The 21,950-nt window shown below is 43.1% G+C and carries 17 protein-coding genes; 8 read left to right on the top strand and 9 right to left on the bottom strand.

Going from position 1 to position 21,950, the window contains the following annotated elements; all coding sequences use genetic code 11:
• Positions 1-111: 111 nt before the first annotated feature.
• Entirely contained in the window at positions 112-1,377 is a 1,266-nt protein-coding gene (locus VB836_RS10990; RefSeq protein ID WP_323219384.1) for an HhoA/HhoB/HtrA family serine endopeptidase, read from the bottom strand.
• Positions 1,378-1,802: 425 nt separating this feature from the next.
• Here VB836_RS10990 and VB836_RS10985 point away from each other — a divergent pair, with 425 nt between their 5' ends.
• Positions 1,803-2,471 (top strand): SAM-dependent methyltransferase, encoded by a 669-nt coding sequence (locus tag VB836_RS10985; RefSeq protein WP_323219383.1) that lies wholly within the window; start codon positions 1,803-1,805, stop codon positions 2,469-2,471.
• Between the two features lie 196 nt (positions 2,472-2,667).
• Here VB836_RS10985 and VB836_RS10980 read toward each other — a convergent pair whose 3' ends face one another.
• Entirely contained in the window at positions 2,668-3,243 is a 576-nt protein-coding gene (locus tag VB836_RS10980) for a Uma2 family endonuclease (RefSeq protein ID WP_323219382.1), read from the bottom strand.
• Between the two features lie 79 nt (positions 3,244-3,322).
• On the opposite strand from VB836_RS10980, the gene VB836_RS10975 reads away from it, so the two are divergent.
• Positions 3,323-3,961, top strand: a complete 639-nt coding sequence (locus VB836_RS10975; protein WP_046279184.1) for a Uma2 family endonuclease — start codon at positions 3,323-3,325, stop codon at positions 3,959-3,961.
• Positions 3,962-4,124: 163 nt separating this feature from the next.
• Here the strand turns inward: VB836_RS10975 and VB836_RS10970 are convergent, their stop codons facing one another.
• Positions 4,125-5,219: a sensor histidine kinase gene (locus VB836_RS10970; protein WP_323219381.1), complete on the bottom strand. Its 1,095-nt coding sequence runs from the start codon at positions 5,217-5,219 to the stop codon at positions 4,125-4,127.
• 129 nt (positions 5,220-5,348) lie between these two features.
• Positions 5,349-6,062, bottom strand: coding sequence for a response regulator transcription factor (locus VB836_RS10965; RefSeq protein WP_046280660.1), 714 nt, complete (start codon positions 6,060-6,062; stop codon positions 5,349-5,351).
• A 927-nt stretch (positions 6,063-6,989) separates the two neighbouring features.
• Here VB836_RS10965 and VB836_RS10960 point away from each other — a divergent pair.
• Positions 6,990-7,340, top strand: coding sequence for a hypothetical protein (locus tag VB836_RS10960; protein ID WP_323219380.1), 351 nt, complete (start codon positions 6,990-6,992; stop codon positions 7,338-7,340).
• 151 nt (positions 7,341-7,491) lie between these two features.
• Here the strand turns inward: VB836_RS10960 and VB836_RS10955 are convergent, their stop codons facing one another.
• Positions 7,492-8,136: a pentapeptide repeat-containing protein gene (locus VB836_RS10955; protein ID WP_323219379.1), complete on the bottom strand. Its 645-nt coding sequence runs from the start codon at positions 8,134-8,136 to the stop codon at positions 7,492-7,494.
• Positions 8,137-8,518: 382 nt separating this feature from the next.
• Here VB836_RS10955 and VB836_RS10950 point away from each other — a divergent pair, with 382 nt between their 5' ends.
• Positions 8,519-9,244, top strand: coding sequence for an HAD family hydrolase (locus VB836_RS10950; protein WP_323219378.1), 726 nt, complete (start codon positions 8,519-8,521; stop codon positions 9,242-9,244).
• 14 nt (positions 9,245-9,258) lie between these two features.
• Entirely contained in the window at positions 9,259-10,386 is a 1,128-nt protein-coding gene (locus tag VB836_RS10945; protein WP_323219377.1) for a TIGR03364 family FAD-dependent oxidoreductase, read from the top strand.
• Positions 10,387-10,389: 3 nt separating this feature from the next.
• Here the strand turns inward: VB836_RS10945 and clpX are convergent, their stop codons facing one another.
• The 3 genes from clpX to tig all read right to left on the bottom strand — a co-directional run bounded on the left by clpX (position 10,390) and on the right by tig (position 14,247).
• The gene (clpX, locus tag VB836_RS10940) at positions 10,390-11,733 is read right to left on the bottom strand and encodes an ATP-dependent protease ATP-binding subunit ClpX (RefSeq protein ID WP_323219376.1); all 1,344 of its coding nucleotides are present in this window, start codon (positions 11,731-11,733) and stop codon (positions 10,390-10,392) included.
• Between the two features lie 12 nt (positions 11,734-11,745).
• Complete coding sequence (gene clpP / locus VB836_RS10935; RefSeq protein WP_046280654.1) at positions 11,746-12,465, bottom strand: ATP-dependent Clp endopeptidase proteolytic subunit ClpP; 720 nt, start codon at positions 12,463-12,465, stop codon at positions 11,746-11,748.
• Positions 12,466-12,804: 339 nt separating this feature from the next.
• Positions 12,805-14,247: a trigger factor gene (gene tig, locus VB836_RS10930; RefSeq protein ID WP_323219375.1), complete on the bottom strand. Its 1,443-nt coding sequence runs from the start codon at positions 14,245-14,247 to the stop codon at positions 12,805-12,807.
• Between the two features lie 315 nt (positions 14,248-14,562).
• On the opposite strand from tig, the gene VB836_RS10925 reads away from it, so the two are divergent.
• The 3 genes from VB836_RS10925 to VB836_RS10915 all read left to right on the top strand — a co-directional run bounded on the left by VB836_RS10925 (position 14,563) and on the right by VB836_RS10915 (position 18,653).
• Positions 14,563-15,606 (top strand): aspartate-semialdehyde dehydrogenase, encoded by a 1,044-nt coding sequence (locus tag VB836_RS10925; protein WP_323219374.1) that lies wholly within the window; start codon positions 14,563-14,565, stop codon positions 15,604-15,606.
• 123 nt (positions 15,607-15,729) lie between these two features.
• On the top strand, positions 15,730-16,620 hold the full coding sequence (gene dapA / locus VB836_RS10920; RefSeq protein ID WP_323219373.1) for a 4-hydroxy-tetrahydrodipicolinate synthase: 891 nt from the start codon (positions 15,730-15,732) through the stop codon (positions 16,618-16,620).
• A 158-nt stretch (positions 16,621-16,778) separates the two neighbouring features.
• Positions 16,779-18,653: a ribonuclease J gene (locus VB836_RS10915; protein ID WP_323219372.1), complete on the top strand. Its 1,875-nt coding sequence runs from the start codon at positions 16,779-16,781 to the stop codon at positions 18,651-18,653.
• A 484-nt stretch (positions 18,654-19,137) separates the two neighbouring features.
• Here VB836_RS10915 and VB836_RS10910 read toward each other — a convergent pair whose 3' ends face one another.
• On the bottom strand, positions 19,138-21,891 hold the full coding sequence (locus VB836_RS10910) for a phycobilisome rod-core linker polypeptide (protein WP_323219371.1): 2,754 nt from the start codon (positions 21,889-21,891) through the stop codon (positions 19,138-19,140).
• Positions 21,892-21,950 lie beyond the last annotated feature (59 nt).

The following is a 21,950-nucleotide window of genomic DNA, read 5'->3' as shown; positions in this document are numbered from 1 at the left end:
CTGCCGACAGTCCGGGGTGATGCAGCGCAAAGTCCGATCTCGGCGGTTTCCGTCGAGAAGGAACTTTGCAAGACAGGAACGAAACATTAATACGGTTTATACCGTGTTATATCAGTTTTCGATAGCAGACAATGCACCCGCACGCACATTGAGATTGAGGGGTTTACCGTTGCGACTTAACTCTAAGTTTAACTGACTGCCAACTCTTTCTCGGTTAACAGCTTGCTGAACTTGCTCGGAGGCTTTGACGGTTTCGCCGTTAACTTTTTCAATCACATCTCCTGCCCTCAAACCTGCATTCTCTGCGGGAGAATTGGGGACAACTCCCATAATTAAAACGCCTTGATCTTGATTAATTATGATTCCACTATTCGGATCACTGTTTAATTCATTCTTTAATTCTGGCGTTAAAGTTAACATTTGAATCCCTAAAAATGGATGTTCAACTTTGCCATTTGCGACTAATTCGGCGGCAATTTGTTGTACCGTATTAATGGGAATGGCAAAACCGAGTCCTTGAGCGCCTTGTAAAATTGCAGTATTTACGCCAATCACTTCACCGTTTTGATTGAGAAGTGGACCGCCGGAATTTCCCGGATTAATCGCTGCATCGGTTTGAATGAATTCTACTCGTTTATCGGGAACTCCGATTTGAGCGCTGGAACGTCCAGTTGCACTAATAATTCCAGTGGTTACGGTACTATCTAATCCTAATGGGTTTCCAATTGCGATCGCCCATTCTCCGGGTTGCAATTGTTCAGAATTTCCCAGTTTAACGGTGGGTAAATTCTCCGCTTCAATGTGAATAACCGCAACATCTGTTACGGGATCTTTCCCCACAACTTTCCCTTCAAATTGACGACCATCTTTGAGAGTAACTGTTACTTTACTCGCTCCATCGACAACATGAGCGTTTGTTATAATTTCACCTTTTGAGTCAATAATAAAGCCTGAACCTGTACCGGATTGAATTTGTCTCTCGGGAATATTGGGGATTTGTTCACCGAAGAAACGACGGAAAAAGGGATCGTTTAAAGCTTCAGGAACTTGATTTTCGACTGTTCGTTGAGCATCAATTCTTACAACGGCAGGGCCGACTTGTTGGACAACAGCCGCAACAAAATTAGAGGGAACTTGAATGGCATTTGCCGGACTAGAAATTGTTTCTGCCAATGGAAGAATAGAAGATTTTGTGATAGTTTCTGCACCCGATTTAGCAGTAAAAAATTGGGTTCCTCCAATCGCTAATCCGGCTCCTAATGCAATTAAGGTCGTTGAACTGACTAATTTTTGCACAATAGAGTTTGATGATTTGTTATCCTGAGATTTATTGTTAAAACCAGAAGAAAACTCAAAGTCTTTAATTTTGGTGGTCATAGTTATTTAGTCTATATAATGTCGTTGTTTTCTGCGATAACAGTATTAGGAAAAGTCAGCCCAAGGGTGTGAGGAGCTTGTCGAGGAACGTTTTGTGTTTTGGGCTGACATTTCTTAAGATAGGGGATGAATGTGACAGGGGTATGACAGGGAGTTGACAATTTTGTTACATCTGGCTCTAAACTCGTCGAACCCTTGTAGAATGGGCTTTTGTAGGAGTTAGGGTTCGTCAAATTGCTTCCATCTTTCCTCAGTTTAACGAGTTTGATCGTTTGATGCACTCTACCCGTCGAACCCTTGTAGAATAAGCTTTTGCAGCGAGTAGCAGATTTTTAGTCAATTTTTTCCTGGGCTAACACGCTTAATTTTATCCTTGTAAATCCTTTAAACTTCTGATAAAATATCTCTATTTTAGATGAAAAAATATGAGATATTTTGATTCGCTCGTTGAAAAATTTAAACAAGAACCTGAGTTAGAAACAGCTTTTGGTCAGCATATTCATTGGGGATTTTGGCAAGATCCACAACAAGCTACAGGAGAACTAAAGGACTTTGGCCAAGCTGCAAATAATCTCTCAAAACTGGTGTTAAAACTGGCTCAAGTTCCAGAAAAAGCTAACATTCTAGATACTGGGTGTGGTTTTGGAGGAACGATTAATTTACTCAATCAAACTTACAGTCATTTAAAACTGTTTGGTCTTAATATTGATCAGGTTCAAGTTGAGAAGGCGAAAGAAATCATTCAGCCTAAAAATGGCAATTCTGTAGAGTTTATTCACGGAGATGCTTGTCAGTTTCCTGATTTTTCCCAGAAATTTGACATCATCATAGCTTTAGAATGTATTTTTGCTTTTCCCAGTCGAGAACGGTTTTTTGATCAAGCTCATCATTTTCTCAAACCCGGTGGAAAATTAATTATCGTTGATTTTTTGATGAGTCCGAAAATATTGTTATTTTGGTCATTTTTTGAAACGCAAATCCTTAGCCGGATGATTACGAATACCTATGGCTCAAAGGCTACGCAAGTGGTGCAGTTTATAGGACTCGATAGTTACAAAAAAATTGCTCAAAAAACAGGATTTCATCTCGTTTAAAAACTGGATATCACCGGAAATGTTCAACCGACATACAAAGCAATCAATAAATTAATTATTGCCAATTCACAAGATTGGTTAACTGCCAAAGGATTAGAGTTTTTTAGTTTGGCAAAACTCATCACCTATGAAATTTTTATTTTTAATACAACAGATACAATTAATAAAGTTTAATCAGATCTGGCATTAACAGGTATTAAGCGGGAAAACTCAACCAACTGAACAAAGTATTAACTGAGAGTTGTAAATCTTCCAACACTTCAAGAACAGGTAAAACTTGTTCACTTTCAAAAAATTCTGGTTGTTGGTTGGGCTTAAAAACTAACACCAATCGTTCTTGAGGTTCCACTAACCAACCTAACTTTGTTCCCTGTTTAAGACAAAATAAAATATTATTAATCACCCGAGTTGTACTTTGATCGGGTGATAAAATCTCTATTATCCAGTCGGGTGGGATGTTAATATCGTTACTCATTTCACCTTGTTCATCTAGGGGAATATTTGCCCACTCAAACACAACAATATCCGGCACAATTGAACGTTTCCCAAACGAACAGCGTAACTCGGGGAAAGCACAGGCTAACTTTTGTTCTTCTCCGACTGTGCTAATGGCATTCATTAGACGACCTTGGAGTAAGCTATGTTTTCCTTTTGGCATGGGTTTTTGATAAATTTTGCCGTCGATATACTCGCTGGCGGGTGTCGTTTCGGGTAAGGCTAAAAATTCATCAACAGAGAGGTTTTGGGTTTGGGGTTTATCGGAAATTACCATAAGTATTTTATTTTGAACTCATACTACGACTCGGAGAAATGATAGAATTATATTAGCATAAATTGAGGTAAAATTAACGATGAGTCAAGCTACATCAGAGCGTCAAATTTTATCAACGCCTAAAGCTTTGAGCCTAGAAGAATTTCTAGATTGGTATCCCGATGGCTACGGTCGTTTTGAATTGCACGGAGGAACAGTTATCGAAATGCAACCTACAGGAACTCACGAACAAGTCGCAGGTGAAATAGCAGCAGAGCTAACGTTAGAGATACGCCGTCTTAAATTGTCCTATTTGATTCCTCGACAATGTATTATTAAACCCATTGGTTCCGAAAATACGGGTTATAGTCCTGATATTGCGGTCATTGATAAACAGGCTTTAACTGAGGAACCCCTGTGGAAAAAACGCTCAACTTTAACCCGAGGCGAAAGTTTGAAATTAGTTGTAGAAGTGGTGAGTACAAATTGGCAAGATGACTACTCCGTGAAATTGGGAGAATATGAAAAACTGGGAATTGCTGAATATTGGATTATTGATTATTTAGGATTGGGGGGAAGGCGATATATTGGCAATCCCAAACAACCGACAATTTCAGTTTATCAAATGAGCGAAGGCGAATATATGGTAAAATTATATCGGGGAAGCGAACGCATAGAATCTCTCATTTTTCCTGAGTTAAATTTAACAGCAGAAGATATTTTTCAAGTTGGGCAGTAATTTAAGATTTGATTAGTATTTTTCGTTATCGAAGCCGGTTTCTCAGCCTGATTGAGATGATCATTCTGTAGGGGCGGGTTCGACAATATCTTTACTACTACTCGGAGATTTAGATAAACCCGCCCCTCCCCATAACAGAATTAATAAACGGACATCATATTATCTAAGTTATCGGTAAACAAAAACGGAATGTACTCCCTTTTCCGAGTTCACTTTCAACTTCTATTTTACCGCCTTGTAGTTCAACTAAACGTTTTGTAATGGCTAACCCGATTCCGGTTCCACCCCATTGACGCGAACGCGATCTTTCTCCTCGCCAAAACCGTTCAAAAACATGGGGTAAATCCGTTTCTGAAATTCCAAAACCCGTATCAATAATAGCAATCCAAACTAAGTTTAATTCTTGCCAAGCTTGAATGGTAATTGAACCTGTGTCAGTATAACGAATTGCATTTCCTAACAGATTCACTAAAATTTGTTCAGTTCGATCTAGATCAGCCAAAACAAGCGGTAAATTCGACTGATAATCTAATTTTAAAACAGGCCCATCTTCTAACAGTTGATCGCCAAAACGAGCAACTAAAGACTCTAAAAGTGGACGGAGGTTGATCGGTTGAGGATTGATCACCAAATATCCGGCTTCGGCTTTAGAAAGTTCTTGTAAATCATTCACTAATCGTTCTAAGCGGCGAGTTTCTCGAATTAAACGCTGATAAAGTTCATCAGAAGGTTCAATTCTCCCCTCTGACATTTCTTCTAAATAGCCTCGTACAACCGTTAAGGGTGTTCTCAATTCGTGGGTCATATCACTAATTAATTCTCGGCGTCGCTGTTCAATTCCCTCGATACTTTCCGCCATTCGGTTAAAGCTTAAACTGAGTAGATTCAGTTCAGGAATTTCACTTTTTACCATGCGTTCATCTAAGTTTCCGGCTGCAAACTTTTGAGTAATTTCTCGCATTTGAGTTAAAGGTTGAGTAATCCGTTTAGCCACCCAATAACTCAACGCACCCGCCGCCGTTGCACCCACACCAACCGACCATAAGGTACTACGATTCCAAGTGATTTCAAATCCCCGAACCAGATAGGTTTTCACAGAACGAACATTAAAAAACTGGGTTTGTTCAAGGCGTTCGAGTTGTAAAACAAATAGACGAGGTGAGTAGACTTTACTCATTAAAATAAAACTACCCAATCCAACTCCCATGACTAACAGATGAGACAACAGTAAACGCGATCGCAAGTTCAGTTTAGCCATAATTAATTATTTCCATTCTCCCAGAGTCAGGGCGGGTTGGGTTCAGTTTACAGTTATGCAGTGACCAGTGACCAGTTTTTTCAGCGATCGCCTGTAACCTGTAACCTGTAACCTATTTCCTATTCCCCATTACCGATCTGTTGTAGTATCTTCAAATTTATATCCCGTTCCGACAACTGTTTTAATAAACTGAGGATGAGTGGGATCAGGTTCAATTTTTTTTCGCAGTCGGGCGATATGAGTATCAACAACTCGTTCATCCCCAAAAAAATCATCTCCCCAAAGTTTATCAATCAATTGAGTTCGGTTCCAAACCCGACCCGGATAACTCACTAAAGTAACCAGCAAATTAAATTCTAAAGGACTTAAATCTAGGGGTTCTGAAGTTTGAGAGTCCAGTTGACGGTAAGCTAAATGTTGATCAAGGTCAACGGTAAAATGGGTTGTACGGTAAATTTGGCTTTGTCCCCCATGACGCAAACTGCGACGCAACAAAGCCCGCACTCTAGCAACTAATTCTCTGGGACTAAAGGGTTTAACCAGATAGTCATCCGCCCCCGTAGATAAACCAATCACCCGATCAATTTCTTCTCCTTTCGCCGTCAGCATCATAATATAGGGATCTTTAGCCCCGGGTTGCTGACGAATACGGGCGCAGACTTCTAAGCCATCTAGACCGGGAAGCATCAAGTCAAGAATGATCAGGTCTGGCTGCTGGCTTTGAAACCATTCTAAAGCGCCCCAACCGTCGCGGGCCGTTTCGCAGGAAAAACCCTCATTTTCTAATGTTTGTTGGATGAGTTGGGCGATTTCCCAGTCATCCTCCACAATCAGAATTTTCATCGGATTTGTCAGTGGAGAGATATAAGCATTTTATCCAAAGATGGATGTTGCAGGTGAAAAAGTATCAAGTCCTGTCTATCCGATCCGGTACTCTGCTACTTCTTTCGATAGTAAACAGAAATCTATTTTAATGCTATTGTTAGCGTTTGCTAACAGGGTCAGCCAAAAAATTGACAATGTTGCTTGAGTATGCAATTATCTGACATAAATCTTATCAACTTATTGTTTGTTACTGATCAACAAACATTATTGGCGGTTTAGATCAAAAACTTTAGTAAGGGAGTGGTTCAGATCAAACTCAATAGCTTTACATAACCCCCTCTGGTGTGAAGTAATGTTTTCTAGACTACAATTTTATTGTAAAGATTTGGTCAAGGTGAGATGACATGAGTTGCTGCAATTGAGTTTTTTGTATTAGTATCTTGTGTGTTAAGTCTCATATATTGTTCTTTCAAGCCAAAAAGAAACATTCACAGATAACTGGGCAAATTCTACTCATATGGAGTTGCATTCAAAGAGCATTGATAGTGCAATCATCTGGCTCCCACGGGTGACAACACTCGCACATCTTGATTACACCTTGGAACGCAATTTTGATACAAGCCCAGGAAAATCATGAGAGTATTCTCATCAAATTAAGCGTATGTAAGCTGACCTTTTGATAGAGATCAGGTTGCTCAGATTTTCAATTGAACTCAATGATCAGCCTGACTTTATGAGAGATCGGGAAATTATCCTCTCTACGGTGTATGTAACTAAATAATCGATTCTATTGACCGGATAACTTCAGTCAAGCGATTTTTTAATTTGGTCATCAAGATTGTCAATCGAATCTGAACTAGGAGTCAGTTGCAGTCAAGCAGCTTTTACTTCCTATTTCATTATTTCATTTCTAGTCAACATCTACTGAATTCTGAGAACCCGCTTATGAAGACTCAAAATCTGCTCTCTCAAGTTGTTGATACTGTTAATACTCGATCTGCCTTGTCCGCCACCTGGACGACTTTCCCAAAAACAGAGGTTCATCATTCCTCAAAATTGGACTGGAAAGAACAAGACCATACTTGTCAAGCGACTTATAGCGATGAATTCGGAACCATTGAACTCCACATCGAAAAGGAAACTCACAACCCCAAAAATGAGAAACATCATTATCGAGTCACCTATCAATATCGCTCACCAGAAGGACACTTAATTGCACAGGGAATTTGGGAACCCAAAGAAACCATTGCTCAAGCCAAGCAACTCGCCGAATTTCAATGGCGACAATTTTTATAATTCAAAATTCAGCAACACTTACAGATAGTTTGATGCTTCTATGTTTGTGGAAGCACCCTAACTATCTGCTGAATATTCATCTCGAGCTTGTGATCTTCTCAGTGAATGGGAACTCAACACCTGACAACTTTTCATCCGGTTAACCATTTCCCTAAAATTCTATCCGGGGAGGAAAAGGAATTGAACTCGGATCACGATTGACTTCTAAAGGCTCAAAAACTTCATTGAGATATTCTGTTGTATATTCAAACTCGTTCTGCTCCTGTCCTCCTACCGGAAAGGTAAGCTGAGATTCTTGTCTTTCAATACTTAACTGCTCTTGCTGTCCTAATTCTTCTGCTGAACCCAGAGGAGACAGTTGAGCTTCTTCGAGAGATTCTACCAAGAAACTCGCACCATTAAGATTAGCTCCTATTAGGTTTGTTCCCTCCATTCGAGCTTGAATTAAGTTCGCATCGGTTAAGTTTGCTAGAGACAAATTAGCATCATCTAATTCCGCACTATTCAAAAACGCCCCTTTTAAATTCGCTTCTTCAAGATTGGCTCCTGATAGATCCGCTCCCTCTAAATTGGTGTATGCTAGATTTGCCCCTGAGAGATCGGCTTCTCTTAAGTCCGCCCCTATCAGGTGAAGTTTGCTTAAGTCTGCTCCCCGCAAATCACATCCTGGACAGATACCCGTTTCGATCAATTTTTGAACATTCCCAGGGTTCTCGGCGATCGCTGAAGTCGATAAACCTACAGAAAATAGAATAGAACTGGCAACGACGAGTGTAACTTTGGAGAAGATGCTCATTTTTTTATCCTCCAGAATTCTTGAAATGGAGAAACTTGTATTTAAGTCTCTCTACATCTAGAATAAGCGATATTTCGGACGATGACTTCCTCCAAGGGAAGGATAATCTTTGAGGAAAGTAAAAAATGATGGAAGCTGTTACGGCGAATCAACGTTGTGGTAAAATTAAGAATTAAGCTAAAAACCGTAGGGCGGGTTCACATCAATTTATCCATCTTAACAATAACATTACTCAACCCGCCCCCCAACACTGTGGGGATTAAAAACCCGGTTTCTGACAATTCTTAAAAAATCCTGTGATTTCGGCGATTTCACAACCCAATAAACTTTAATCTGATTAAAAGCTTGATCGTCTAATTTAGCCCTATTTTGTGACTATTCAATGGCGAGTATTCAATTAGTTGTCTTTGACATGGCAGGGACAACGGTTCAAGATCAGAACGAAGTTCAACAGTGTTTTTTTCAAGCCGCAGAAACCACAGGCTTAAAGACTAACGCTGATCGGATTAATTCCATGATGGGATGGTCAAAAAAGCTCGTTTTTCAAACCCTTTGGGCTGAACAAATTGGCACAGATAATCCGAGTTATTCCGCTCAAGTTGAACAGTCCTATACCTTATTTAAAGAAATCTTAGAAACTCATTATTTAACTCAACCTGTTGAACCCACAGAAGGCTGTCTAGAACTCTTTAAAGAGTTAAAATCCCAAACGATAAAAATTGCGTTGAATACCGGATTTTATCGAAAAGTTACCGATATTATTTTAAATCGTTTAGCTTGGGATAAAGGTTTAGATAATAACTATATTGGCTCCGAATATTCTATCATTCAAGCTTCTGTAACACCCGATGAAATTTATAATAATCAAGGTCGTCCCGCTCCTTATATGATTCAAAAAGCTATGTACCAGCTCGGAATAAAAGACTCAAAAACAGTCATTCATATTGGCGATACTCCCGTTGATTTAGCCGCAGGAATCAATGCAAATTGTTTATTATCTTTAGCTGTTACCAACGGCACTCATACCCGAGAACAATTACAACAATACCCCAATGATGGTTTACTTGATTCTCTCCGGGAACTTGCCAAAATCATCACTAACTTATAAAAAATTTTTTAAAAATGACTCAAATTAAATCAACAGAAGTTGCAATTGTCGGGGCGGGAATCGTCGGTTTAGCCCATGCTTTAGCCGCAGCAAAACGCGGATTAAAAGTTGTCGTTTTTGAACGCAATCAACAAGCAATCGGGGCTTCTATTCGTAATTTTGGCATGATTTGGCCGATTGGTCAACCTCAAGGTTTGTTATTGAATCGCGCCTTAAAATCAAGAGAAATTTGGCTACAAATTGCCGACAAAGCCGGATTTAAAACAGATTGTTGTGGTTCACTTCATACGGCTTATCGTCAAGATGAATTAGCGGTTTTAGAAGAATTTATCGCGACCACAAATCTGGATACAGTGGCTTTATTAACACCCGAAGACACAATTCAAAAAAGTTCAGCCGTCCAGACAGAAGGGTTACTGGGGACGCTGTGGAGTTCAACGGAAGTGATTGTTGATCCCCGAGAAGCGATCGCCAAAATTCCAGCTTTTTTATCGGCTGAATATGGGGTAGAATTTAGATGGGGAACTGTTGTGACTGAGATTAATTATCCTCAGTTCATCGCCGGGGGAAAAACTTGGAAAGCCGATCAGATTTTTGTCTGTAGTGGGAGAGATTTTGAAACTCTTTATCCCGAAATTTATGCAGAAAGTGGGATGACTAAAGTTAAACTGCAAATGATGCGAACCGCCCCACAACCCCATCAATTTCAAATAGGAACTTCTCTCTGTGGCGGGTTAACATTAACCCATTATGCAGCATTTTCTCATTGTCACTCTCTAACTGCATTAAAAGATAGAATTCAAAGCGAAACCCCTTATTTTCCCCAATGGGGAATTCATGTGATGGTTTCCCAAAATTCTCAAGGGGAATTAACCATTGGAGATTCTCACGAATACGGTTTAAATCCTGATCCGTTTAATAAAGCCGAAATTAACCAATATATCCTTGATTATCTCAAAACTTTTGTACAGGTTCCCTCATTTGAGATTGCGGAAACCTGGAATGGAGTCTATGCCAAAATCCCCGGAAAAACCGAATTCATCGCCCAAGCGGAAACAGGCGTTACCCTGGTTAACGCTTTAAGTGGTGCTGGAATGACGCTTTCTTTTGGTTTAGCCGAAGACCTGTTTGCTTCTGTTTAAAAGTTAAGCAGACTCGGGTGTAGGTAACGAAGACGGATGAACTAACAACTCCGCCGTTGATCGTTTTTCAACCATTTCTTTTGTCACCTGACAGCGTTTCACATCTTTACGAGAGGGTAACTCGTACATGACATCCAGCATCAATTCCTCGACAATTCCCCGCAACGCCCGGGCGCCGGTTTTCCGACGATAGGCTTCTTGGGCGATCGCTTGAATGGCATCAGGTTCAAATTCTAGCTGCACATTATCCATTCGCAGTAGTTTTTGATATTGTTTAACTAAAGCACTGCGAGGTTCAGTTAGAATTGCCATCAATGCCTTTTCATCTAACGGATCAAGTACCGCAACCATTGGAATTCGGCCAATTAATTCAGGAATTAACCCAAATTTAACCAAGTCATCGGGTTCCATCTTCTTCAGGGTATCGGCTGACTGTTTTTCTTTGACTTCTTCCTTTTCCCCTTGAATAAAGCCCATTGACTTTTTACCCGTTCTCTGCTCGATAATTCGGTCGAGTCCCACAAAGGCCCCCCCGCAGACAAACAGAATATTACTGGTATCAATTTGAATGCAGTCTTGGTAGGGGTGTTTACGTCCGCCCTGGGGAGGAACATTGGCGACGGTTCCTTCTAACATTTTCAGGAGAGCTTGTTGAACCCCTTCTCCGGAGACATCGCGAGTAATGGAAGGATTTTCACTTTTACGAGCAATTTTGTCAATTTCGTCGATGTAGACAATTCCTCGTTGAGCTTCTTCGACATCAAAATCTGAAACTTGTAACAACCGTAACAGAATATTTTCGACATCTTCGCCCACATATCCCGCTTCCGTCAAAGTGGTTGCATCCGCCACCGCAAAGGGAACATCCAACATTTTGGCCAGTGTTTCGGCTAACAGGGTTTTACCACTACCCGTCGGGCCAACGAGCAAAATATTAGACTTTTGCAACTCAATGTTATCTTCTGTGGACGGGCGACCTTTCCCTTGGATAAAACCTAAACGTTTGTAGTGATTATAAACCGCTACAGAAAGCACTTTTTTGGCTTCATCCTGACCAATGACATGACTATCAAGGTAGGTTTTGATCTCGACAGGTTTAGGAACCTGGTTGAGTGCAACGCGACTGGGACGGGAACGACGCTTAGGCGGAGGAGCGGCTTGAGGACGAGAAGTTTGAGGAGGTGCAGCTGTTGCACTCGGATCGAACAACTCCTCATCTAAAATCTCATTGCATAACTCCACGCATTCATCGCAGATATAAACCCCCGGCCCCGCTATCAACTTACGGACTTGCTCCTGAGATTTTCCGCAAAAGGAACATTTTAGATGGGAGTCGTATTTAGACATAATTGCCTCGTCTTATGTGGCTGCTTGGACAGATTCTCCAGGAATAGGACGATTCTGTTTAGAGATCACCTGATCTATTAGACCATATTCTTTAGATTCTTCGGCGGACATGAAGAAGTCGCGTTCAGTATCAGCCTCAATTCGTTCAAAAGGTTGACCTGTATTTTCCGCGAGAATTTCATTGAGGATGCGCTTGTGATAGAGAATTTCTCTAGCTTGAATCTCAATATCTACCGCTTGTCCTTGAGCGCCGCCGAGAGGTTGGTGAATCATAATCCGGGCGTTGGGAAGCGACATTCGTTTTCCTTTGGCACCAGACGAAAGCAGAAATGCTCCCATACTAGCGGCCAAACCATAACAGATTGTTACCACATCCGGGCGAACTTGCTGTATGGTGTCGTAAATTCCCATTCCGGCTGTGACAGAACCGCCTGGAGAGTTGATATAGAGTTGGATATCTTTTTCGGGATCTTCAGCATCAAGAAACAACATCTGGGCGCTGACAGCGTTTGCGATCTCATCGTCAATTTCTGTTCCCAGAAAAATAATTCTTTCTCTGAGTAAACGCGAGTAGAGATCAAACGCCCGCTCTCCCATCCCTGACTGTTCGATCACCATAGGAATCATTACGTTAGCCGGATGGGTAGAAGCCGAGTTTCGTTGGCTAACGCTAATGACATCGCGATTGTTAAAACTCACAATTGGGCAAGGAGAAGACTCAGATGTAATCATGGGATAGATAACTAGGTTTTAAATGATCGATTGCGTGAATTAACCCCTGTATTTTAAAACAGTGCCTTCTGCACCTTGGGCAATTGTTGAATCCGTTAAGCTTGATACGATCTATTATGCCTTAACTCGACTAGAACGGCTCGAGAGAAACTGAGATTTACCCAGAAAACGAGGGATTAGAATGGGTGAACGGTTTCCGGTGTCAGGTGTAAGGCGATCACGTCTGAGATGGGCGATGTCAGAACTTGCTGACTTCAGCCTTTCCAAAGGCTAGCTGTCCCCTTTCCCCGTTAACAGGTTAGGGGATTAGCCCTTTCTAGTCCTTAAACGTTAAAGAAATCACTCAGAAACGCTCTCTGACTCAGCAGAAGTTTCTGTAGACTCAGAAGTCAAGACTTCGACTTCCACCTCAGAGGTTTCTTCTGAAGTTTCCGGCTGCTCAGACTCCTCTGACTGAGTTAAAGACCCTTCCGGAACCAACTCTATTGTGCAGTTTTCCTCTAACCAAGCATAGGTCTTTTTCTTCAGTAAGTCTTCTGTGACCACTTCGCGCAACCGATCTAGATCAACCTCTTGTCCCTGCAATTGTTCCATTGCTTTAGTTTCTTCGGCTTTAATATCTTCCTCAGAAACCGTAATAGATTCTTGCTTGGCAATTTCCTTGAGGGCCAAAGACTGCTTAAGCTGTTCAATGGCTTGGGGACGAGAACGCTCCCGCATTTGAGGAATCATCTCTTGGGTAAACAGCCGTTTAATATCGACTCCCATTTGACTCAACTGCATGGCTTGCTGGGTCAGCACTTGATCAACTTCTTGTCGAATCATCGTTTCCGGTATTTCGACCTCAAGATCTGCGACAATTGCCTCAATTAAAGCCTTATGTTTGTTGGCAGTCGTTTGATCTTCGGCTTCCTGTTGAAATCGCTTCTCTAAGGACTCGCGAAGTTCGGCTAAGGTGCTAAACTCACTGACTTCTTCGGCGAATTCATCATCAAGCTCGGGAAGTTCTTTTTCCTTGAGTTCGTTTAAGGTAACGGTAAAAACTGCCGGCTGTCCGGCTAATTCCTCATCGCCATAATCATCAGGAAATTTGACCTGAAGTTCTTTGGTTTCACCGGGGTTCATGCCAATCATTCCTTCGGTAAAACCGGGAATAAATTGTCCTTCTACTAACTCAACTTGGAAGTTTTCCGCTTGACCCCCTGGAATTTCCTGGGGTTCTCCGTCTTCGCCAACAGTCTCTAATACACCTTTGAAGTCCACAAATGCCATATCACCCGTTTGAGCGGGTCGGTTTTCCACCGGAATTAACGTGGCTAACTTGGCTTGTTCCTGTTCTAACACTTGATCCACCCGAGCCGGATCGGATTTGATTTCTTCGGCTTGTACCGTTAAGCCAGTATATTGGCCAAGTTTGACTTCGGGGGCGACATCAACCGCCGCTTTAATGGTTAGAAGTTGTCCGGGTTCGTACTGGGCGACCAATTGTTCAACATCACCCCGGAGTTCAAAACTCCCAATGGCAGGGATGTTTTCCTGTTCAACGGCTTTGGGTAAGCACTGCTGCATCAAATCATCCAAAGCCGCCGCTTTAATTCGATCAACTCCTAAGCGTTGGACGAGAATATGGCGGGGGACTTTCCCTTTCCGGAACCCAGGAATATTAACCGAACGAGCATATTGACGAATCACCTGCTCGTAAGCGTTCTTGGACATTTCCGGTGAGATTTCGATATCTAGCCCAATCTGGCTAGCGGGAAGTTTTTCCTGGGTAACTTTCATAATTGTGGTATTCTGAACTCAATAACCCCTCAACACACTTTGATTCTGGGGAACTATAATTTGGGATGAGTTAGTCTATCGACTAGATGTGCAATTGTATCTTATCTCGCGATCGCAACGGGTTGTGAGCGACAAGCTGCCCCTCAGTTTCCTCTTTAGAGATAGCCAATCTCGCTCTTGGTAGCGTTCAGTGGCTCTGAGAAGCGATTTTAGATCCAGATTCCTATTGTAGATTACTGATTTTGTTTGTTATTAATTTTGATATTGAAATTTCAGGTTGATTTTAGAATTGTCGATGGCGGAGGGTTTTGAACTTTGTCTAAGTCTTACCGAGTTGCTATTTTAGGCGCGACAGGTGCAGTGGGAACTGAATTGCTGGAATTGTTGGATAGTCGCAACTTTCCAGTCGCCGAGTTGAAGCTGTTGGCCTCGCCGCGTTCGGCAGGGACTCAACTGCGGTTTAAGGAGGAAAAAATAGCGGTAGAAGCCGTTAACGAACAGTCATTTGACCAGGTAGATTTGGTTTTGGCTTCGGCCGGTGCAACGACGTCTAAACAGTGGGCGGCGCAGGCGGTAGAAGCCGGGGCTGTGGTGATTGACAACTCCAGTGCGTTTAGAATGGATGCACAGGTGCCCCTGATTGTCCCGGAAGTCAACCCCGAGGCGGCGGCCTCTCACCAAGGTATTATTGCCAACCCCAACTGTACAACGATCTTGATGGCCGTGGCGGTTTGGCCATTGTATCAAGTGCAGCCCATTCGCCGCATCGTTGTTTCGACCTATCAGTCCGCCAGTGGTGCCGGGGCTAGAGCGATGGATGAACTAAAAGCCCAAGCCCTCGCTATTTTGCAGGGAGAAACTCCTCAGACGGAAATTTTTCCCTATCCCTTGGCTTTTAACTTATTCCCTCATAATTCTCCCTTGAATGAGTCGGGATATTGCCAAGAAGAAATGAAAATGGTGAATGAAACTCGGAAAATCTTCGGAGTCGAAGACTTGAGAATTTCTGCAACTTGTGTGCGGGTTCCCGTACTTCGCGCCCATTCTGAAGCGATTAATCTAGAGTTTGATGAGCCTTTTAGTGTGGCAAAAGCGCTCGAGGTTCTCTCTCAAGCTCCAGGGGTCGAACTGCGAGAAGACTGGCAGGCCAATTATTTCCCCATGCCCATCGATGCAACGGGTCGAGATCCCGTATTAGTCGGTCGTATCCGCCAGGATATTTCTCATCCTTGTGGGTTAGAACTATGGCTCAGTGGCGATCAAGTTCGTAAAGGAGCAGCATTGAACGCTGTACAAATCGCTGAGTTATTAGTCGCAAAAAATCTTTTAGGGCGTTCATCTTTAGTCGCGAGTCATTAAATTGAGGTTTGCACCCCGACCCGGAAAAGCTTGGGAACGCTCCAACAGGTCAACCGCAACTCAAATAAGTGAGGCGATTCGGAAAGATAAACAGAAGAAACAGCACAACTGATCTTAAGGCAGATGGTAAGTTTTGGAAAGGTGATGACGGCGATGATTACGCCGTTTAAGGAGGATGGAAGTGTCAACTATGAAGTGGCAGAACAGTTGGCAGCTCATTTGGTTGAGCATGGCACAGATACCCTAGTTGTCTGTGGAACAACAGGGGAGTCTCCCACACTGAGTTGGTCAGAAGAGTACGAACTCTTTAAAGTTGTGCAGTCATCGGTTTCTTCCAAAGCCAAAGTTATGGCCGGAACCGGATCAAATTGTACTTCTGAGGCGATCGAAGCAACCCAAAAAGCTGCTAAACTAGGGTTAGACGGATCGTTGCAAGTGGTTCCCTATTACAACAAACCTCCCCAAGAAGGGTTGTATCAACATTTTAGGGCGATCGCACAAGCCAGTCCCGATTTACCGATGATGCTGTACAATGTCCCCGGTCGGACCAGCCAGAGTCTACAACCGGAAACAGTAGCTCGTTTAGCGGAAATCTCTAACATTGTCGCAATTAAGGAAGCGAGCGGCAGTTTAGACCAAGTGAGTCAAATTCGACGCTTGACACCACCAGAATTTAAGATCTACTCTGGAGATGATTCTCTAACATTGCCTATACTGGCAGTGGGTGGTATTGGAGTGGTGAGTGTTGCGAGTCATTTAGTCGGAGATCGATTACAGCAGATGATTCAGGCCTTTGAAGCAGGAAGCGTGCAAATCGCCACTGAAACTCATCTAAAACTCTTCGGACTATTCAAGGCACTTTTTGTCGTGACGAACCCCATTCCGGTGAAAACAGCCCTGAAGCTGCAAGGCTGGAAAGTCGGTCATACTCGCCCCCCCCTGTGTGACCCCCCTCCTGAAGTAACCCAACAATTGCAGCAAGTCTTAAGTGAACTCAATTTGCTAAAAGCTTAAAGGCAAAATAAAAAAAGTAAAGTTTCAGACAACTGAATATCTATGAACATTTTGTCGTTAGTTGATAAAAGTTTTATTGATCGAGTTTTTGACTCAGATTAACTTTCAGCTATCGAAGTTCATCGTTAAACCATAAACTTTCACACCAAAAGGAAAACATGATTAAAAGCGGAACAACACCCATCATTAAAAGTAAAACTTCAGTAAGGAAACCGATCAGCAAAAGCGATGGTACTGGCTTAAAGATAATTCCTTTAGGCGGTTTGCATGAAATTGGCAAGAATACCTGCGTGTTTGAATATGACGATGAAATTATCCTTTTAGATGCCGGACTTGCCTTTCCGACTGATGGAATGCACGGCGTTAATATCGTCCTCCCAGATGTCACCTACCTGCGGGAAAATCGCCATAAAATTAAAGGCATGATCGTCACTCACGGTCACGAAGATCATATCGGTGGAATTCCGTTTCACCTCAAACAATTTGATGTTCCGGTGATTTATGGCCCTCGACTAGCGATGGCATTACTTCAAGGAAAATTAGAAGAAGCAGGAGTCTCAGATCGCACCGAATTAAGAACCGTTCGTCCCCGAGAAATTGTCAGAATTGGCAAGAGTTTCTTAGTTGAATATATCCGTAATACTCACTCTATTGCTGATAGTTTTACCGTTGCTATTAATACCCCGGTCGGAGTTGTTATTCATACGGGAGACTTCAAAGTTGATCACACGCCTGTTGATGGCGAATTCTTTGACTTTCAACGACTAGCAGAATACGGCGAAAAAGGCGTTCACTGCTTGTTGAGTGATTCGACTAATGCAGAATCTCCCGGATTTACCCCGTCTGAAAGTTCAGTTTATCCTAACTTAGAGCGGATTTTTGCACAAGCACCTGGACGCATTTTAGTGACAACCTTTGCGTCTTCGGTACATCGGCTAAATATTATTCTCAGTATTGCCCAAAAACAAGGTCGTGCAGTGGCCGTTGTCGGTCGGTCGATGTTGAATGTGATCGCCCATGCCCGAAATTTAGGTTATATCAAATGCCGGGATGACTTATTCATTCCTCTGAACTCATTGCGAGATACACCAGATGACAAGGTGTTAATTCTGACGACTGGATCACAAGGAGAACCCCTATCCGCTTTAACTCGCATTGCTCACGGCGCTCATCGACAAATTAGCATAAAAAGAGGCGATACGGTTGTCTTTTCTGCGAACCCGATTCCTGGTAATACTATCGCTGTTGTTAACACCATTGATAAATTAATGATGTTGGGGGCAAACGTGATTTATGGCCGTGATAAAGGCATTCACGTTTCGGGTCATGGCTGTCAAGAAGATCAAAAATTAATGCTGGCTTTAACTCGTCCGAAATTCTTTGTTCCGGTACACGGTGAACATCGGATGCTGGTTAAACATTCTCAGACGGCTCAAAGTATGGGAATTCCAGCAGAAAATATGATCATCATTGACAATGGGGATGTCGTCGAACTGACTCCAAATTCTATTGCTGTTATTGACAAAGTAAAAGCGGGAATTGAACCTGTTGATTCTTCTCGCACAGGGGTTGTTAAAGATGATGTCATGCGGGAACGGCGTCAATTGGCTGAAGACGGCGTGATTACCGTAGCGGTAGCTATTGATTTGAATGGTCAGTTAATCGCTAAACCCAAAATTCATTTCCGAGGGGTCGTCACATCCGTCGATCACGAAGTGCTGAACAAGTCGATGACTCAGGCGATTGAAAACACTTTGAAAGATTATTGGTCAGAGTTGGCTCGTAGTTTTGAGGGTCAAAAAGAAATCGACTGGGTGGGTGTAGAAACTCAAGTCGAACGGGCAATTGAGCGATCGCTAAAACGGGAATTGCAGCCCAATAATCCCTTGGTGGTCTTGCTGATGAATACTCCAGAGGGGAATATTATTCTTTCAGATGAGAATACTCCCGAGGAGGAATCTGCGACTAGCACGACAGCACCCCAAGCAACGGGACGGCGACGGACTCGCACTGCGGCTAGAGTCGCGTCTTAAACCGTTAAATTCGTCTAAATAAACAGAGGGTGGGTTTTTATTAACCCACCCCCAACTGTGTTTTAATTTCTCAAAGCCTTTACATCATTAGGTTGACTCCCAACCAGTAAAGCAATAGAACACCAATCACAATAGACCAGGGAAGTAATCGGTTAGCAAAAGGGAATTGAGATTTTGCCATAGAAACTCACCTCTGTCACAAACATCAAAATTCAACTTTGGGTTTAAAAACAGATTCTTATCTGTTAACTTCACAGGAGATTATGTAACGACTCCTCACACCTTATTTTTTGATGTTAGCGTATTTTAACTGTTTTGACGACCAACTGATTTAGCAAAAGGGAATGGGGTAATAGGGAGACAGTTTCAAACCTGGTCAGGTGATTACTGTTGACTGTAAACTGTAAAAAAATCCCCCATTCAGTTGAACAGGGGAAAATCATCTAACGCTAAAATTTAGCGGTTAAGTCAACCCAATATTTGATTAACTCCGATCAGTAGAAACCACAGGCTCAAAACTGGGAATCACAATGTCACCATTTTGCTTGGTCAACTGATTGTACAAGCGTTCAGTATTGGGGAAATTCGCCGCAGGTAACGTCGGGAAACGACGGTAAGGTACTGTATCCTCTCCAAACACCTGAGAATATTCCAGACTATTAACCATCGCCCCAATAAACGCTTTCAAGCCTTGAGACGCTAAGATTTGGTTATACTTGCGAATTTCGGCTTGATTTTGAGGCGCCCGCCCTAAGAAGTGCTTCGTTCCTAACTCAATCACTTTAGTATTCGGATAAGGCGTGTAGAACTCGCGGATATACAGAGAAGTTCCACCCAACGCTTCAATAAACTCTTTCACCGCAATTTCTCGGTTTCCGAGCTTACTTTCTAAAGCGGTAAACTCATTCTTGACCACATACGGATCAACATCCCGTTCAAAAATCTGACGATAAGCCGCTTGAATTAAAGTCTGTAATGCAACTTTATCTGCGGTATTCGTCAGCTTGAACATCTTCGTTTGTTGGCGACGCTGACTCACCCCTTGAGCCACACGATTTTGCAGTTCCAGTTCACCCTTCATCAAGTCAGGGGTACCCAGTTCTACAAAGCGCGGAGCAACCGCTTGCTGAACGATAATCTGCGGCATTTTCTCGGGTAAAGAGCCTGCCCGCATGGTTCGCAGCGAAACACCGCCAGGGGTCAAATAGCGCTCGTAGGGAACCGTATCTTCCCCGAAGGAATCGTTATATTCTTTCGAGTCGATAATGGCATCGACCAAAGCATAAAAACCCTTCTTGGCGCAAATATCAAAGTAAGAATTGATTTCAGCACGCCCATAGGTCGGTCGTCCTAACAGACGGCGATGAATATACTCAATCGCTTTACAAATATAGAGCGATGTCCAGTACATCTTACGGAAAGTATCAGATTTCGCCAACATTCTGATAAATTCGCGTACCGGGATGTCGCCGTTTTCCAGCTTAATTTCAGCAACCTTGAGGCGTTGACCTTCGTAAACTTCCCGGCCAAACACCTGCAAATAAGCCGCTTTAATCACCGCTTGGGTTGAGCTTTCGGAGAACTTAACGCTCTTACCGTTACTGCCTCCAGAGCGCTTAAAGCGACTGCTGATATAACCCCCAGGAAGCTGATCGAGCTTGAACACCTTCGGCCCTAAAGAACCCGGATCGTTCGGACGGGCGGTGGGGTTGCTGAGTTGGTTATCAATTCCCGCCCCATTACGAATGAGAATTCGGCGGGTATCCTTGGTAAAGGGTGCAGGACGGTTTTTCGGGTTGCGAGTCTCTTTGGGGAAAATCGCCCCAAACTGAATCTCTAGCGGGTCGTTTCCTTTACCGTAAACGTGTTGATCGGGTAAGGGTTGGTTGTAGTCCGCAAACAGGGTGACAAACTGAGGCACCTTGCGGAAGGGAGCGCTGTAGTTAAACAGATCAATTTGCGGCCCCCAGTTGCGACATTCTTGAGCTTCTTGACCCAATCCTCGCAGGTAAGGAACGGTTTCTTCGCCGAAGTAGTCGGAATACTCCAGAGAGTCTACCATCGCATCGACGAGTTTAGATAAACCGCCCGAGGAAATGATCGAGAAGTATTTGCTAAATTCTTCAGGAGAGGATAAACCCCGGCCTAAGAAGTGACGCGCCGCCAGTTCCACCACCCGACTATTAACAAACGGTTCATAGAACTGTTTGCGATAGAGGGGAGATTTACCCAAGCGACGAATAAACTCCTTCATGGAGATTTCGCCATTCTTGACTTTGGATTCTAAATCCGAAATACTTTGACTATAAGCACGGGTAATATCCCGCTCAAACACCTGGCGATAAGCGGCTTTGATGATGTCTTGTCTTTCGGACGTAGACAAACCGGGCTTCATCACAAACTTTTGACGGCGTTCGGCGGCGTTAAAGTAAATTTGCGGTAATTCTAGGCCTTGTTGGTCGCTACTTGGACGCTGACGCACCTTGTTAGAAGGAGTCGCCCCTTGAAACTCAGAAATCAGCACTTCAAAATATTTCGTGACAATTTCTTGAGCTTCTGCACTTTGCTTGAAGTAGCCGAGTGAGGCTCGTCGCATTTCCTGCAATGCCACAAGCGTCGCTGCACTTGAACAGGCGTTTTCGATGATTTCTCGCAGTCCCCGCACGTTCACCGCGATGATATTCGGATCACCTGCGACGATCGAATAAGTCAAATAACGCAGGAACCAGCTTAAATCTCGCAGGGATTTAGCCATGTTACCTGGGCCGTAACGAGAGACGTTAATCGGCTGGAACCCCGATGGAATAAACACAGCAGGGCCACTACCCGCATCGGCAAACAATGACCTTAAGCCCGAGAAAATTCCGCCGCCACTGCCTTTATTGTCAACGTATGAGATCGTTCCTAACTTCATCCCTTGGGCAACGCTCGTATCCCCTGAACCAGCGCCAGCCATTGCCATTTCAGGTTCTTCAGGCTTTTCCAGGAATGCTAGAGGAGAACCCCCAGTAAAAATCCGGTTCGCTGCACGGGACACGATCAGTTCTGAGTTTTGAGTCAGAACCTGAGCAATTTCAAGACGTTGCGCCCCTGAGCTAAAGAAGGTTGCCAGTTCGCTCAGTTCACCTTTTGCCAAGAAGCGATCTTGTTGCTCGGCTTGAGAAATCGTTGCTATCGGTAGAGTTTGATAGAGTTGCGGACGTGCAACAGAGCTTCCACCACTTGCTTTAACACTCATCTGAATCTAATCTGCTCCCTACAATAGAATCAATGACAGCTTTTAACCTGATGGCTCTC

Source organism: Limnoraphis robusta BA-68 BA1 (assembly GCF_034932365.1).
Taxonomy (GTDB): Bacteria; Cyanobacteriota; Cyanobacteriia; order Cyanobacteriales; family Microcoleaceae; genus Capilliphycus; species Capilliphycus robustus.
Note: the sequence above shows the minus strand (reverse complement) of the source record. Positions and strands in the feature narration are given on the sequence as shown.

Excerpts from the sequence above, each read along its gene's own strand:
- VB836_RS10990 (WP_323219384.1), bottom strand. The coding sequence starts at position 1,377 with ATGACCACCAAAATTAAAGACTTTGAGTTTTCTTCTGGTTTTAACAAT.
- VB836_RS10985 (WP_323219383.1), top strand. The coding sequence starts at position 1,803 with ATGAGATATTTTGATTCGCTCGTTGAAAAATTTAAACAAGAACCTGAG.
- VB836_RS10980 (WP_323219382.1), bottom strand. The coding sequence starts at position 3,243 with ATGGTAATTTCCGATAAACCCCAAACCCAAAACCTCTCTGTTGATGAA.
- VB836_RS10975 (WP_046279184.1), top strand. The coding sequence starts at position 3,323 with ATGAGTCAAGCTACATCAGAGCGTCAAATTTTATCAACGCCTAAAGCT.
- VB836_RS10970 (WP_323219381.1), bottom strand. The coding sequence starts at position 5,219 with ATGGCTAAACTGAACTTGCGATCGCGTTTACTGTTGTCTCATCTGTTA.
- VB836_RS10965 (WP_046280660.1), bottom strand. The coding sequence starts at position 6,062 with ATGAAAATTCTGATTGTGGAGGATGACTGGGAAATCGCCCAACTCATC.
- VB836_RS10960 (WP_323219380.1), top strand. The coding sequence starts at position 6,990 with ATGAAGACTCAAAATCTGCTCTCTCAAGTTGTTGATACTGTTAATACT.
- VB836_RS10955 (WP_323219379.1), bottom strand. The coding sequence starts at position 8,136 with ATGAGCATCTTCTCCAAAGTTACACTCGTCGTTGCCAGTTCTATTCTA.
- VB836_RS10950 (WP_323219378.1), top strand. The coding sequence starts at position 8,519 with ATGGCGAGTATTCAATTAGTTGTCTTTGACATGGCAGGGACAACGGTT.
- VB836_RS10945 (WP_323219377.1), top strand. The coding sequence starts at position 9,259 with ATGACTCAAATTAAATCAACAGAAGTTGCAATTGTCGGGGCGGGAATC.
- clpX (WP_323219376.1), bottom strand. The coding sequence starts at position 11,733 with ATGTCTAAATACGACTCCCATCTAAAATGTTCCTTTTGCGGAAAATCT.
- clpP (WP_046280654.1), bottom strand. The coding sequence starts at position 12,465 with ATGATTACATCTGAGTCTTCTCCTTGCCCAATTGTGAGTTTTAACAAT.
- tig (WP_323219375.1), bottom strand. The coding sequence starts at position 14,247 with ATGAAAGTTACCCAGGAAAAACTTCCCGCTAGCCAGATTGGGCTAGAT.
- dapA (WP_323219373.1), top strand. The coding sequence starts at position 15,730 with ATGGTAAGTTTTGGAAAGGTGATGACGGCGATGATTACGCCGTTTAAG.
- VB836_RS10915 (WP_323219372.1), top strand. The coding sequence starts at position 16,779 with ATGATTAAAAGCGGAACAACACCCATCATTAAAAGTAAAACTTCAGTA.
- VB836_RS10910 (WP_323219371.1), bottom strand. The coding sequence starts at position 21,891 with ATGAGTGTTAAAGCAAGTGGTGGAAGCTCTGTTGCACGTCCGCAACTC.